Below are 15,780 nucleotides of genomic sequence, written 5' to 3'. Positions count from 1 at the left end.
TTGGCATGAGCAATATCTCAAGATCTTATCCCTTTCAGCCGCAGTACAAGTCCCTAATCGACAGCCATAATCAACCAGAGAAAACGACCGAACAGGAAATTACCGAGGTCGATAAATCCACTGATGAAAGTCTTCTGGCGGTTTTAGACGACATTGATGACTTAATTCTTCAGATGCAGCAAAACCGAAGGAAACTGTGCGAGCAACCTGCGCTGTGCGAGTTTTTTCTGGAGTTAATTTATACGCATCGATCTGAGTTGAATAAAAAAATGCTGGAAGATCAGCTGGCATTTTTTGATTCATCAGGTGAGTTAGTACGTAAAGAGAATCATGGCATCACGCAACGGATTGTTCAGTTACTGGATTTGGAGACTGAACTGGATCAGATAGAAAGCAAAGCCAGAGAGAGTGGTGCGCTGATCCTGACTCCAGCAGAACAAAAAGCGTTGATGCGCCAACTAGCTAAAACTTCACCCATCGTAAAATTTGGCGAGACGTATTACAGCGTTAGTGACGTCATTAATAGCACCCCCACCCATGAAGCCATCAGCGGTGGGGTGGAAAAGTTGTTTGAAGCTCGGACAGAATTGGTTGAGGTGATGCAACTAATTGAAGCTAGCTTACAACGTGAATATCAACAGTTATTTTCTATCACATTAAAAAAACTTGTAAGTATTCAAAGAAGAATGGATGCATTTATTAAGATGCTCCATCCTGGAGCGGAAGTCCGACGCGAGCATGATGACATGTCAGATAAGTCCGAACGACGCCAGAGTTGTGAGGCAGCTGAAAACAGCAAAATGAGCTTTTATAAGTCATTGATGGAATTAATTCAACGTTGGGAAAATAAGGTCACATATTTTAATACGCAATATGTTGGGTTGTTAATTGCGCTCAGTAGTCTGACGCCGCAGAACGATACGCAGCGATTTGATATCAGCAGTATCGGTGCCATGCTCACTGTACTGCAAGATATCGCCGCCATTAAAGATAATATGGCAGCGATGCTTGGAGGCGTGACGGAAACCGATCTGACGCATCTACTCGAAGATATCGGGATTAACTCAGGTGAGCTGGTGGGTTCAATAGCATTAATTAATATTGGTAGCGATGTCGCCAATATGCTGAAAGATGCCATGCTGGGATGTTTTATTACTCTACAAACCGCGCAAGAGCGACAGGGTATGATGACGCCCGAACAGCTCTCGAATCTCAATAATATGATGGCGCATTTCGGGCGTGTCATTAAAAAAATCGCGTCCTTAAGCAGCACCAAGAATGTCTTAGGCCAACTGATTAAAACAGCGGAAAGTTTATTGTCATTGCTGGCGAAAATGTTCAGGTAAAGAAAATCACGCTAACGAAAACAACAGGAAATTATACATGACTTCACTCTACACAGGATATCGTAATGTTTACCAGCCACATTTTAACATTCCGCAGGATAATAAAGAGCGCGAGGAGAAGGTAAACGAGCGGGAAGTGCGCGACAATAAACCCTCGCGCGTTTCCTCTGAAGAGATGGCCGAAGATATCGATTCTTTTCTGGAAAAATGGCAGAAAAACCGCAAAACCCTGTTGCAGAATGCTGACCAGCGCCAGCAGATGCAGGACGAATTCGCCAAACGAAAACTTGCGTTAAGTAATGCAATACAACTGAGTAAGTTGGCATCTTATGAGGCAACCAACCAGCAGGTGCAACAGGAAATTAAAGGTCTGGTGCAGCAACTGGCAAAATTGCTGGCAGCGCAAGCCGAGTTGGACGAGGCAGAAACAAAGGCGGTCGATGTCGGCCAATCAAAATCTGTTTCGGCGGCGGTGAAGAAAGTGATGCATAAGCAACAGACGATGCTTTCGCCATTTATCACAACATTGGCGCAGGAAACTGTACCGCATACACGTAGTGCGCCATTGGCTGCTGAGGTTGTTGAGCAGGATGCGACAGAGAGTGAAACTAACCCGCTGCTGCGTTCGGCCCCGACGGAAACTTCAGAGTCAACTACGCAAGCGAAAAGTACCGGGGCTACTACCTATGCAGACGATATCACTACTATCGGCCAGGATAAGATGACGCCAGAAGAGCAACTCTGGCATGATTTGTCGCTTTTACTGGTAACCCTGTCGTCGATAAAAAATATTATGGATGATATCAATGCGCTGTATAAGGGTGTTTCTTCAAGTGGTAAGTTGAATTCAGAGGAGCAAAAGAAATTAGATTTCATTTATAAGCGATTGACAAGCTGCATGGAATATATTAAAGGCAAATTTGATGTCTACGGCAGTAGTATTTACCTCGATGTGCCGGAAGGAATGACATCTGAAGAGATGAATAATTTGCTGACTAAGGCAGGTATTGAGTTTAGAGTGAGTGAAATTTCGGGTCGGATGTATCTTAGTGGATTGCAAGTTTACACACTTACCTCGATATTGATATGGTTGAAAGACGCAGTGCAGTCTGTAGAGTCAGGAGAGATTTCTCGCGCCATTTCGTGTCTTAAGTTAAGCAGCCAGTATGGAACTGAATATTTATATACAACTAACCTCAGGCAACAAATTGCTGCAATCAACAGTTACTACCCTGAAGCTGCTGTACCTGAGTCGGATGACAGTACGTTAAGCGGCTGGTTAGATGGAATGCTTCCAGCTTTCGATTCCATTGATAAAAGCAATCTCAACTTCTACAAATCTCTCGTCTCTCTTATTACCTCCTGGCAATCAAAAATAAATGATTTCAATAAGCTCTACTCGGAGATCTTAAGAAAATCCGGCGGCGTGAATCCGGGTGATGGCAAGCATCGTTTTGACATTGCGGACACTGATAGATTGTTGACAATGCTGGATGATATTTCCGCATTAGAACAACAGATGGCGTTAGTTCTCGGTAATGTTAACTCCACTGATTTACAAAATCTCCTGGAAGGAACAGGAATTAACGTGACGGAAGTCATCGGTACCGTGGCAATGGTAGATTTGGGTATGGACATCACAAATATGATGAAAGAAGCGGTGAAAGGACTCCAGAGCAATGTCTCGTCAGACAATTATCTGGTTACGCCTGAACAAGTTACACAGTTTAATAGCACTTTATCCCAGGCGCAAACGCAGTTCGATATCATCATTAAGAAAGTGAATACCAAAGCTGAATCTGCTAAGTCATTGTTTAATGACACTAAAGAAGCATTGAGTAACTTACTGAAAACTGCGGAAACTTTGTTAGCTGATCTGGCAAAAATGATTCGATAACCCAATCTATCCTCATTGGTGGGTATTGCATGAATCTTACTTCATAAGGAATTCCATTGTGACGACATTTCACGCGGCTTTTCGCGTTCGCCTTAGCGAATATGAAAAACAGGCAGTAAGAACACCCGAAGAACAATTTATGCATGATCTTTCTTTTGAATTATGGCTATCGGGCTATCAAACAGAATTTTTGCTTGCGCATAGAGAGAATGCCGATTTGATTAGCAAACTTCATTATCTTTCTGGTTTTGTTTCCTTTCGGTCAGACTGGCATGGTGTCTATGCCGAAGTCATGCGTATGGTGGAAGCACAGCAACACACAGTGAAAATTCCAGCTAATATGAGCATGGAACAAGTTAGCGCTATTCTTAATCGTTCTGGTATGTCTTTCACGCTAAAAGATAAACATGAAGTTATCATCAATCCGTTTGCGGACATTCATGATCAACTGCTGGGTGTATTGACCGGAATGAAACACCAGGTTGATAATTTCGGTGATTTCTCAAATAAACTTCAGAATAAACTGGTTTCACTTATTGGGAAAATGGCAAATCCTGAGATTTCCTGTAAATCCCGTCTGCAAAAATCCATTAATAGTATCGTTGCCTGAATACTGGCCTGTTATGCGACGAAAAAATTTGTAAAATGGAGAATTCCAATGGAAGAAACAGAAATATTGAACGAAAGAACTGAACAAGCCTGTGATCAGGAAACGCTGGATAATCTTTACAGTTGTGCCTGGAATCTCTATCAACGTTATAAATTGGAAGAAGCGAATGTACTATTTCAATATCTGTGTTTACTACGCCCTTTAAACAAAGATTATCAGATGGGCCTGGCTGCAACGTATCAACTAAAAAAACAGTATCACCGTGCTATTGAGGTCTATATGACAGCAGCAGCGCTGGCGGATAATGACTATCGGCCTTTATTGCAATTAGGGTACTGCCATTTAATGATTAAGAAAAACGTGCAGGCGCGTGAGTGCTTTGAAGAAGTTTATGCCTCTACCAACGATGCACAATTAAAACTCACAGCACAGGGATATCTCAGCACCCTGGATAGTTCCCCGGACGTTTAACATTAAAGGAAAACGCCATGACGGCATCCATAGCAAGTTATCGCAACATTTATCAGTATCATTTTAATTCCCAACAAAATAATAAAGCGCGTGATGAACAGCGGGCTGAACGAGAGCAGCGGCAGCGACTCACGCTTCACAGCAATAAAAATATACTCCTTGACGAAATTGAAGTGCTGTTGAACGAACTGATTGCCATGAGAAAAGCGCAGCAGCAAAAATCTGCGCGCAACGAGCAGCTTGGCGATGAATATCACAAAAAAGCGTTACTGCTGAACGTCAAATGGTTTGCGCTAAAGTCCTCTGATGTAATGGTGTCGCCGGCGAATCGTGAGATGGTGCAAAAGCTGGAGCAACAACGAGCGCAACTGCTGGCACAGACACAGCACGATATCATCAACCAACAAGAACGCGGCACTGGCAGCAGGCTGTCGCTGACGGCAGCAATGAAAAAAGCCGGGTTAAATCAGTCACCCGTTACCCGTGCAGACGCCGCTCTGCTGGCAAATAAAGTCAAGCTGCCAACGACGCTCATGACCTCCGCTGCGCCGATGTGTAATGAGACGCCACAACCCTTGCACGCAACACGACAGGCAGCGACCTCGTTACCGAGCATGTCACTACAGCCGTCGGACTCCTCGCTTGTGGATGAAAGACCTGATGTGGCGACGCTGCAACAACTGGCAAACGATGTGGTGTTGCTGGCAGACGAGATGGGAGAGTTATGGCAATCAGTACAGGATGAAGCCCTCGATGCGGTGATTAGCGTGTTGTTGCAAAACCCGACAGCCATAAAACGAAACAGCATTGAACCGACCGCCACGCCGCAAAGTGCAGAGCAGCCAGAACTCGCGTTCCCGGCAGGAGGCACCACTTATGATCTTGAGCGTATGTTGCTGAATTTGCGTGGACTCAAAATCTCTGTGAGCACACTCAAAATCGAAATCGAAAAACATGGTAGCGATGCCATGCAGGCAGTGATGCTTGAGACGGCGAGAAAACGACTCAAAGATAATGCTGAATTGCAGGATAAGGCGCGACAACAACAACAATCCGCCGAACGCAGAGGCACCATCTTTAAGTGGTTGACACGCATTGTCATGACGTTAGTTGGATTGTTGGTAAGCGCCTTAACTGCGGGGGCGGGCGCAATCTTGTTTTCGTTGCTGTTTACCCTTGTGGAGGTGGTACTGGAAGAGGTCGCCGGTTTCAGCCTGACCGGAAAAATCGCGGAAGGTATCGGGAAGGGGCTGGCTGAGCTGATGAAACTGATGGGGGCATCCGGGGACTGGGTGGAGCATGTCGCCAATGCGCTGGCACAAATTATTGTCCTGGTTGCCAGTATTCTCGTCTCAAAAGGGATTTCAAAATTCTCAACCAGCAAGTTTGGCCAACGCCTGGCGGGCTTTTTCACCGAGACAATGCCTTGCCTGAAGAAATTGCCCGGCGTGCCTGACGCCTCCAAACTCGCGAAACCCCTGCAATGGGTACAGAAACGCAGTTCATTAGTCCAGGGAGGGGCCGGTGTGGTAACGCAAAGCCTGCAACTGGTGCAGTTTGGTTATCTGTTCCAACAGGTTAAAACCAAGCGGGCACTGGGTGATAGCCAGGCGGAAATCAAGCAGGTTGAATTCTGGCAGGATCTGCTCTACCAGATGATGAAAAATATGCCAAAGGGAATAGAACAATCCACCAAAACAGCAAAAGAATTTGTTGAACTTATCAGTGAACTGGTTCACGACATCAATCAGCGCAATATTAAGCTGACAATGAACATTGCTGCACGTCATTAAAGGATATCAATATATGAGTTTACTCATTCAATCACCCCATCGTGCTTTACCATTAATAACAAATATCGAATCAGCCACGGAGAATAGCAGAAAACTGTCCACATCACTCAACCTCAAGTCGCTAGAGGTGAGCGAACTGGAACAAATGATATTAGTTGATATTCATGATCTGCGAACTCCAACCCTGGCGACACCTCAGTCTGTTGAGCCGTCGCAAGAACAACTGGCCGTCGTCAAGGCTTTCCTGAAGGCGAATCCGCTGGAGAACCTGGCGCAGTCAGCGGTTGATAGCAAGCGTCGCTCAGCAGCAAAAGAGGGAAAAGACGGTGCACCGGCGGCAACGCTGCATACCACCACAGACCAGCTTACGATTAACCTGATGGATGTACAGACCGAACGAGCTAAAACACAAATTCTTGACGAGCAGTTAAAAAAAGCAGGTATCGAACTGCTGGCCCAGACCTCACTTAATCAGCAGCATTTCACCAGTCAGCAACTATATAAAGAAGCAGGTAAGGACCTGGGAGCCGGGATTTCTAATGCGGTGGTCTCCTCGGTGGCAACGTCCACTGGCGCAGTAAGTAGCATTCGTGCCAGCAAATTCCATTTGAAAGCCCATCAACATCAGAAAAATATTGATGCCTATGGGCATATAGAAAATAAATTAAATATTAATAATGAGCGTCTCTGGAAGAATAAAAGGATTAAATTCGATAGCACTAAAGTGAAAGAAACACCGGAGCCAGCGACATTGAAACCTGATGTTGCGAGTACTGAGATGGAGCAACAAAAATACCATCATGCTTTGGTCTATAAAAAAACCAAAACTGAGATGCCTCAATATGAAGATCTCCCCAAAGTCACACCGCAAATAGCTCAGCCGTTACCTGAAGGGGGGCGTGCTGTTCGCCCCCGAGCGCTGTTTATCAGTGGCACCAGCAAAAGTACGTCGGCATCGGTCGATATGAAAATAGAAAGTATGCCCTTTAATGATCGATTTACGTTGATGGGTTCAAGTAGAGCACAAACAAAACAACATTTTGACCTTGTTCAGGAAATGAAAGGCAGTACAAAATTTGTTAAGGCAGTGAATAATTCGCATAACCAGGTTGATAACACCAAAGTTGAACATGAACAAACCATCGCGCCTTCTGCTGTGGCTAAGATCCAAAAAAATAATCTGGAACAAAAACCGGCAACAGAAACCAAGGTCGAGTATAACGATTTGCTATTGGTCCCCTTAAGCGCCCCAGCAGTTGGCGTAAATAAAAGCACAAAATCTGCCACATCAGAAACCGCAACGGCCGCTGTTAATGAAATTAAGACTCCCCAGCCGACTCCGGTTCAGAACAGGAAAAACCAAACCCCGATCGCGGTATCGGAAGAATTGGTTGCAAGCACTTTACCCCTGCCGGGACAGCAGCAAGTTCAAACAGAAGTGAAAAGATTGTATTCGTCGTCAGATGATGGTTACGCGGTGACCCCTAAGGAAACGGAGGCTGTAGCCACTTCCGCAACCCCCTCTGTTGCCGTGACAACTGAAACCGAAGCGCAGAACCACATAGACTTGAAAAACGTTCCACTGCCACCCCCAGAACCGCCATGCCCACCTGCGAAGCGAGAAAAAGTTGACGGCTTCGAACTTTTTGGTGCCAGTACCAAAGCAACCTTTGACATGCTGCAAAATGTTCGCGGTCTTCAGGGCGGTCTTAATGCGGAATTTAAAGATTTCGCCAAAACTATTTTTAATAGTGAGGGGCATCTGAAGCAGAACTGGGGAACGTTCTTAAAGAGTAAAGCACAGACCAGCCAACATTTTCTAAGGACAGGAGAACTGCACCCTTTGCATTTTGCCGCACCCGAAACGGCGACCATTAATAACGATGAGAAAGCTAACCTCTCCACATCGATTTGTCGGTTGGAAGATATCGCCAAACAAATGGAGCGAAAAACTGACTCTTTCCTTGTTGCTGAAGACGCGTTGTTTGAGTTGACAAAAAATAAACGATTAAAGGACTTACCAGAAAGGAATGCACAGGAGATAAAAGATAATTTACACGATGTCAGAGTATTCAGAAACGAAGCGGAGCTGCTTAAAAATGAGTTTGCGAAACAACTCAGACTTGCAATGGATAGTAATGATGTGAGTATGTATAAACCTCATCTTATCGGTATTTTGAATAGATTCAATGCGCTGAAAGGTCCCTTTATGGGTGCAGTGAGTAAAACGGTCAGGAATCTACAACAGGCCCGAACCACCATTAAGGAGAATATCGCCGTAGAGCAGGACCTTAAAGCCAAGGCTGACTCCAGGGCGAAGTATCTGGATACTGTCTCGATGGTGTTATTCCAGACAGTAGCGAATGCGTTCGGTCATCTTTCCCAGGTGAGCACCGCGCTGGCAATGATAAGTGCAGTTGAAAAAGCCAAAATTAGCGTGATTAGGAGTGACACGGCTAAAGAGACACAGGCCAGCTCCTTGCGCAGCGATGAAGCGAGAGCGGAACAAGCACGCAAACTTCAGGAGGAGTTGGACAGTTTGGGCAAAAATATTGAGCAAAGCCAGAAGAAGATGCGCGGAAGTTTGCACAGCCATTTGTAAGTTTTCCTTCGGGTTTTATATTAAATATCTATCTTTGCGCCATCACTGGTGGCGCAATCTTTCTGTTATCGACCCTAAAAAATGTGGAGGGGATATGACTGATGATAAATATCATCTGACCGAATTTTCTATGGAATTGGCAGATGAGAGGGACACCGCCGTAAAATTTATTATCCCTGATGGGGTACATCATGGTCCGGTAGTGGTGAAAATGAAATTTGAAAACAAACGGGGGGAGGTGGTATTCCCACATCATTCTCAGTTGAAAGACAGTATTCGTTTTAGTACCCGCTCTGGCACTCGCTTGATCTGGAAAGGCAACCGTGAAATGGCCAAACGCCGTCCCTGTTATACTGATGAAAAAGGAGATAAAGTGGGTTTTGCCCATCATTACGGCGACCATTCTCATCTGAAGCCTTATGATATTGTCGATGATAATGTGGTGATGTGCTTCTTTATTTATTCTGCTAACGAAAAGCCACTGGTAGATTATTTTGTTGCGGAATATGGTGGTGAACACACCACCTCGCCAGTGCCGATTTGTCTCTCCTATCCTCCTTCCTGGTAATAAACATTATGGGGCTGAACGGCCTGGTTTTTGTCAGTTAAGCGTTAATGGGAGATCGCAAATCTGCACAACGCAATGTGCCTTTACTGAATGGTATCAGGTCTGAACGGCCCTTGATTTTTTTCTTATAGAGTTCCGTTTTGATGAAAAAAAGTACCCCTGTTTCCTATGATGTACTGTTTAAAACCTTTTTCACTCATCCTGGTACCGCACGGGATTTTCTGCAATTTCACCTGCCTGTGTCCCTGTTAGAAAAATGTGACCTCAGTTCCCTGCGGGTTGTGCCGGGGCGCTATATCGAGGCGACGCTGCTGAGTGATTACAGCGAAGTGTTGTATTCCGTAAAAACATGGAGTGGCGATGCCTACATTTATTGCCTGTTACAGCACCCGCGCAGGACGCCCAATCAACATGTCGCCTTCTGGCTGATGCAGGCCGCAATTACCGTGATGCAAAAACATCTGCATTCAGGGGCCGGCCAGTTACCGTTGGTGATGCCGCTGCTGTTTTGTCAGGACAAAGCACAGTCGTCACCACTCAACTGGATCGACCTTTTCCCCAATCCCGCGCTGGCGCAGCAGTTTTACACCCATGATTTCCCGTTGGCCGATGTGCTGTCCTTGCCGGACAACGTGATTATGAACCATCGCCGTATGGCGACACTGGAGCTGCTACTTAAACATATCTATACCCGGGAACTCACCGCGTTGATGCCACAGTTGATAACGCTGTTGACCATCAACTATATGACGCGCGATCAGTTGCATGTCCTGATCCGTTGGATGCTACAAACCGGCGATGCCGGGGAACCGGAAGCGTTCCTGCTGGCGCTGGCCAGCCATCTACCCCAACATAAGGAGGTTTTTTTGAACATTGCGCAGCAATTTGAACATAAAGGGCATCTTGAAGGCCTGAAACTGGGCGAAGAACGCGGCATTCGGCTGGGTATCGCGAAAGGTGTCGAGCAGGGACGACTGGACGCTGCATTGTGTATCGCCACCACCATGTTGCAGAACGGCATGGACAAAACCACGGTGATGAAAATGACCGGACTTTCGGAAGAGTGGTTGACCCAGGCGCGGATGCAAAAACAAACGCCCTGATTCAGCGGCAGTAAAATAACAACGATAAATCCTCGCCTTCTCCTTTTTTCACCAGGTTGGACCTTCAACATGGATTGAAAACCGCAATGAATATGACCCGTCGTCTGGTAGCCTTTTTATTATTTATTTTCAGTTGGTTAACCTTATCTGAAGCGGCCTTTGCCGTCGAGTTCTCCCGTCCCCGATCGCTACTCGGGGATGATATATGTCGTATGGCGGTTGCGCCACAAGGCGATATTTATACCTTCTCACCGCTGATTAATGGCGCGCTGGGGTATCGCATCCTCAGTGCGGATTTGACCCGCGAGATACGCGGCGAAATTTTCGCCGTCGATACGCTGCTGGATTGTCCACAGGCGGTTATTTTTGGCGCGAACGGGCTTCTCTGGTTGCCACTCAGCAGTCAGAATCACAGCCTGATTTATGAACTTAAAACGGCAGAACAACCGGTTACCGCCAGCTTAATTTATCAAAGCGCGACCGGGCGCATCCCGCTCAGCAGTTGGCTGGATGACGATGGTACGACGCTGTCCATCGTCACTGCACGCAGCATGGAGAGCGAACACCACGGCACGCTTGAGGCGATCGACATCGCCACCCGGCAAAAGCAGACCCTAACCGTTGCCCAACACGGCAATATCGGTAGCCCGGAAAGCCGTGATAGTGAGGCGGTTGCGGAATTCCCGTTGACCCGGTTGACCCATAACAGTGTCAATGTCGTGGTTTCCCCACCGGTTTACGATCCTGTCACGGGTGAGGGGTATAGTTATTACCGTAGCACCGCGGCGATTAATGCCGCAGATAGCGGGCGAGAGTGGGGCATCTGGCGTTTTGATCCGCAGACACAAAAACGCGACATTATTTTTCGCAAAGCCGGTGTTGGCAAACTGCAATCTTTGGTTATGCATCAACGACGGCTATATGCGCTGGTCAGTGGCGAGTTGAACCTGTTTCATTTGGCTGAAGCGGATATGGCACTGGATAAGCGCTGGACGCAGTTGGAGGAGATCATCGAAGGCGAGCCGCTTGCCGCCAGCGCCGATCTCTATCAGGTGCGCTGGGAAGTGCGCGACCAATTGCACCGCATCCGCCAGCAAGGTGACATCCTGTTGGACAGTGCTGATAAATCCGCCGGTTATCCCGGATTCTGGCCGTTGCGGGTCGCGGAAAAAATTAATGCGCAGCAGGCTTTTCTCCAGGCAGGAGAAAGGGAGAAGAATCGTCATATTCTGCCGTTGGCCAGCAGTTATCGTAACCATCTGTGGCTGCCGACGGAGTTGCAGGCGCGTGGCTGGACAGCGTCGCTCTCTGCCCCACTTGCGGATCGCAGCGCCCCGATACAGACACTGGCATGGTTCAGCAATCCGGTTGCAGACTTCACCGCGATCACGCTGGCAGAAGGCGAGGCGCTGAGCGATCGCGTCTGCCTGAAACTGGAGAAGCGTCTGGGTGGTAATGAATATTTTCCACTGACTGCATTACATACCCATAATCATTCTCGCTGGTCTTACGATCTTGCTCGAGCCATTAATCGCAGCCCGGTGCGAAATTACATTGGCGCAGGTGCATTTATCAATAATGAACTGGTACCGCTGTTTAGCAAATTTCGCAACCGATTGTGGTTGAAAAACCTGAACGATGACCACCAGGGACTTAATTACAATAAATATTCCGGGTTTAGCTATCAGCAGGGTAGCTGTCCGGGGTTGTAGTTGCGGTAACTTAACCCTCAGTAATGAATGGATAAAGGGTTCGGCGGCGAGAGCTAAAAGGTTTTACTACCACAATCATTTACCAACGGGATCACAAGGCGAACTTTATCTGCCGGTATTGGCGACGGTAGATGATAAACAGCTTATCTCATCAATTTATAAATTAACTCCCACGCCCGATCAGATACCTGAAGAAGTATTTAATTTTCCATCTGACGGAGATGGCGACGGATATACCTTAAAGTCGTTTTTTTTAATCCGGATTTCACACAATTTTATGTCAGTATGCGCACCCGTGGCGAAAATAATACGTTGTTGGTGGCGAAAGGTTCCGTAGCGACGCTGGCGGAGCGTTTTTATAGAAGTGTGATGACTTAAGTTGGCTCCTTTTAACCCAGGAGTCATGTATGACAATAAATCTTGAATGCTATCGCTACGCTATGCCGGGCACACGCAGTATGAAACACCAGCGAACCGGCACGCACCAGCAGCAGGTGCGTTACCTGGCGGGGCTGGAGATCCGCACCGACATCTCGCATCAGCATCTGCAATCTCATAATCTGGCACCAATCTATCGTTGCGATATTGAGGGGTGTCCTGCGTTTTTTATTCTGAAACCGAACTCCCCATGCACAAAAAAACACACAAAAAAGTGGATGTAATTTGCAAAGACTGCGGCAGGTCGTTTGTCAGTTATTCCGGTTTGGGGGCACATAGCAGAAAACATTAGCGGCATTATTTCCGCAGCAGCGTTATTTAAGGCGCTGCTGCGTGAACCATTCTTAGTTTTACCAAAGCGTTGGTGAGGCTGTTTCTGATAATAATTACAACATCCTATTACCTCTATAGCAGATCCCACCAGATGGCTGGTGTGCTCGTCGGTCTGGCAATAGACTGATGAAAACCTGAAAATCCCCACAAATACGCTCGCCGTTAACCTTTTATTGAAATTAAAACCCTGCTCCCCACTCTGATCACGTCTCAGATCAAAAAAGTGGAATGCTTATCATTTATATAATCGCCGTTCCTGATTACCGGACTGGCTGATGATATGCAGATAAAAACGCAAACCACCTGGCGCATTGCGGGTTACCAACCCGCGATAAACCCGCACTGGCGGCAGAAGTTGTTAACTATGGGGATGTTACCTGGATCGCTGATTGAGGTTATCCGTGTTGCTCCGCTGGGGGATCCGGTGCAAATTCGCACCCGTCGCGTTAGCCTGGCGGTACGACAGAGTGACCTGGCCTCGCTGTTGCTTGAGGAAGTGGTGTCATGAAACAACTCACCATCGGACTGATCGGCAATCCCAACACCGGCAAAACAACTTTATTTAACCAGCTGACCGGCGCACGCCAACGTGTGGGAAACTGGGCGGGTGTCACGGTGGAACGCAAAGAGGGGCAGTTTTTCACCGCGCAGGCGGATGTCCGTCTGATTGACCTGCCGGGAACGCGTTCGCTGACCACCCTCTCTGCCGACAGCTCGATTGATGAAAGCATCGCCTGTCGGTATCTGTTTAATAATGATGCTGACCTGGTGATTAACGTCGTTGATGCATCCAACCTCGAAAGCAATCTGTTTCTCACTTTCCAACTGCTGGAACTGGGTGTGCCCTGCATTATTGCACTGAATATGCAGGATATTGCCGCCAGCCAGCATATTGATATCGATATTGCCGCACTATCACAACGACTGGGTTGTCCGGTGGTTTCGCTCACCTCGACGCGTGGTGCAGGCATAGCCCAACTGAAGGCGGTGATTGACAGCGAACCTGCGCATCAGCCAGTCAGGCAGGTCATTTATCCGGCGGCGATCGATGCGGTTATCCCGCGCTTATGTGCCAGGATGCCGTCTGATATTCCAGCAGAAAAACAATTCTGGCTGGCATTGCAGTTGCTGGAAGGCGATATCAATAGCCAGTCGCTCTGTCCGGCGGTGGTGCCACACCTCGCTGACCTCACCCGACAGGCCGGCGATGATCCCGCAATGTCAATCGCCGATGCACGCTACCGTGCCATAAACGGACTATGCGCCGCCGTCAGCAATATTCAGCACAGTACCCCGAGTCGTTTTACCGAGCGACTCGACAATATCCTTCTTCACCGCTGGGTGGGCATTCCGGTGTTTCTCGCCGTGATGTATTTGATGTTTGTGTTGTCGATCAATATTGGCGCTGCGCTACAACCTATCTTTGATGCCGGTTCGGTGGCGTTGTTTATTCATGGTGCACAATGGCTGGGTTACAGCTGGCATTTCCCGGACTGGTTGACAACCTTTCTGGCTCAGGGCATTGGAGCCGGGATCAACACGGTGCTGCCGATCATCCCACAAATTGGTCTGATGTATCTTTTCCTGTCGTTCCTGGAGGATTCCGGCTATATGGCGCGCGCCGCCTTTGTGATGGACCGTCTGATGCAATCGCTGGGGCTACCCGGCAAATCCTTTGTGCCGTTGATTGTCGGTTTTGGCTGTAATGTGCCCGCCGTCATGGGCGCTCGTACCCTGGATACCGCGCGTGAACGTTTGATTACGGTCTTGATTGCCCCCTTTATGTCTTGTGGCGCGCGTCTGGCAATTTTTGCCGTATTTGCTGCTGCCTTTTTTGCTACGCACAGTGCCAGCCTGGTCTTCTCGTTGTATGTACTGGGTATGGTGGTAGCGATTGGCACTGGCCTGGTGTTAAAGCACACGTTGCTACGGGGTGAGGCTTCGCCGTTTATTATGGAACTGCCGGTTTACCACCGACCCCATCTTAAAAGCCTGCTCTTGCAAACCTGGCAACGGCTGAAAATGTTTATCGTACGGGCGGGCAGGGTCATTATCCTGGTCAGCATGTTGATTGGCGTGTTGAGTAGTTTTTCATTAACTGGCCGAACGGTCGATAACATCAATGACTCCGCGTTGGCTGCTGCCAGCAAAGTGATTACCCCAGTCTTACTACCCATTGGTGTCACGCAAGATAACTGGCAGGCCACGGTTGGGCTGGTCACTGGCATCATGGCAAAAGAAGTGGTGGTAGGGACGCTGAACAGCCTCTATACCGGGGAAGATATTCAGAGTGGGAAATTCGACCCGCGCGAATTTAATCTGCTAAGTGAAATCAAAGACGCACTGACACAAACCCGCGATGGCCTGACGGCGGCGTTCAGTTTAAGCGCCTTGTCAAACCCCATCGAGGCCAGTAAAGGCGATGGTGTGATGGATGCCGGGCAGATGGGCGCGATGAGTGCGAAGTTTGGTAATGGATTCGCCGCCTACAGCTATCTGATCTTTGTGCTGCTTTACGTGCCTTGCGTCTCAGTGATGGGGGCGATTGCCCGTGAAGCAGGGCGCAACTGGATGCTGTTCTCCTTCTTCTGGGGATTAAACATTGCCTGGTCGCTGGCTACCCTGTTTTATCAAAGCGTGAGTTTTGCTGCACATCCAGGCTTCAGTTCGCTTTGCGTGGTCAGCGTGATCGCACTGAATGGTGTCATCCTGATGGTGATGCGTCGTCTGGGTAGACGCATGACGTCGCATCATTTTACGCTCGCACCACAGAACATGGCCGCAGAATGTGGGGGATGTCACGGGTGTTGTAATAATCAGGCTGATCACCGCGTAGCAAAAACCTAATTGCTCAAAGAAAATTCCTGGTAACTCTCAGAAAAATATCAGATTTCATGGCGGTAAATA

Annotated in this window: 13 protein-coding genes; all 13 read left to right on the top strand. The window is 47.7% G+C overall.

The features are described 5' to 3' along the window. Positions 1-5 precede the first annotated feature (5 nt). The 13 genes from AC6I8N_RS26545 (at position 6) to feoB (ending at position 15,720) form a co-directional block, all read left to right on the top strand. Positions 6-1,346, top strand: coding sequence for a hypothetical protein (locus tag AC6I8N_RS26545; protein WP_497831585.1), 1,341 nt, complete (start codon positions 6-8; stop codon positions 1,344-1,346). A gap of 37 nt (positions 1,347-1,383) precedes the next feature. Then, entirely contained in the window at positions 1,384-3,243 is a 1,860-nt protein-coding gene (locus AC6I8N_RS26540) for a hypothetical protein (RefSeq protein WP_497831584.1), read from the top strand. Between the two features lie 58 nt (positions 3,244-3,301). After that, positions 3,302-3,853: a hypothetical protein gene (locus tag AC6I8N_RS26535; protein ID WP_497831583.1), complete on the top strand. Its 552-nt coding sequence runs from the start codon at positions 3,302-3,304 to the stop codon at positions 3,851-3,853. Between the two features lie 48 nt (positions 3,854-3,901). Continuing rightward, positions 3,902-4,324: a tetratricopeptide repeat protein gene (locus AC6I8N_RS26530; protein ID WP_497831582.1), complete on the top strand. Its 423-nt coding sequence runs from the start codon at positions 3,902-3,904 to the stop codon at positions 4,322-4,324. A gap of 17 nt (positions 4,325-4,341) precedes the next feature. After that, entirely contained in the window at positions 4,342-6,117 is a 1,776-nt protein-coding gene (locus tag AC6I8N_RS26525; protein ID WP_497831581.1) for a hypothetical protein, read from the top strand. A gap of 13 nt (positions 6,118-6,130) precedes the next feature. Then, on the top strand, positions 6,131-8,719 hold the full coding sequence (locus tag AC6I8N_RS26520; RefSeq protein ID WP_497831580.1) for a hypothetical protein: 2,589 nt from the start codon (positions 6,131-6,133) through the stop codon (positions 8,717-8,719). A 94-nt stretch (positions 8,720-8,813) separates the two neighbouring features. Then, the gene (locus AC6I8N_RS26515) at positions 8,814-9,287 is read left to right on the top strand and encodes a hypothetical protein (protein ID WP_497831579.1); all 474 of its coding nucleotides are present in this window, start codon (positions 8,814-8,816) and stop codon (positions 9,285-9,287) included. 143 nt (positions 9,288-9,430) lie between these two features. Then, positions 9,431-10,390 (top strand): Rpn family recombination-promoting nuclease/putative transposase, encoded by a 960-nt coding sequence (locus tag AC6I8N_RS26510; protein WP_497831578.1) that lies wholly within the window; start codon positions 9,431-9,433, stop codon positions 10,388-10,390. A gap of 86 nt (positions 10,391-10,476) precedes the next feature. Next, positions 10,477-12,102: a hypothetical protein gene (locus tag AC6I8N_RS26505; protein WP_497831577.1), complete on the top strand. Its 1,626-nt coding sequence runs from the start codon at positions 10,477-10,479 to the stop codon at positions 12,100-12,102. Positions 12,103-12,509: 407 nt separating this feature from the next. Beyond that, entirely contained in the window at positions 12,510-12,764 is a 255-nt protein-coding gene (locus AC6I8N_RS26500; protein WP_497831759.1) for a hypothetical protein, read from the top strand. Continuing rightward, positions 12,731-12,832: a C2H2-type zinc finger protein gene (locus AC6I8N_RS26495; protein ID WP_497831576.1), complete on the top strand. Its 102-nt coding sequence runs from the start codon at positions 12,731-12,733 to the stop codon at positions 12,830-12,832. Before AC6I8N_RS26500 ends, AC6I8N_RS26495 begins: the two co-directional genes overlap by 34 nt. Before the next feature lie 321 nt (positions 12,833-13,153). Further along, positions 13,154-13,381, top strand: coding sequence for a ferrous iron transporter A (gene feoA / locus AC6I8N_RS26490; RefSeq protein WP_021185324.1), 228 nt, complete (start codon positions 13,154-13,156; stop codon positions 13,379-13,381). Further along, positions 13,378-15,720 carry a Fe(2+) transporter permease subunit FeoB gene (gene feoB, locus AC6I8N_RS26485; RefSeq protein WP_497831575.1) on the top strand — a complete coding sequence of 781 codons (2,343 nt, stop codon included), beginning with the start codon at positions 13,378-13,380 and terminating at the stop codon, positions 15,718-15,720. The genes feoA and feoB overlap by 4 nt, the downstream gene beginning before the upstream one ends. Positions 15,721-15,780: the final 60 nt, after the last annotated feature.

The organism is Pantoea sp. X-Soil-TKNS-1279, from assembly GCF_059730565.1.
The sequence above is the reverse complement of the archived record's forward strand: the minus strand, read 5'-3'. Positions and strand labels throughout refer to the sequence as shown.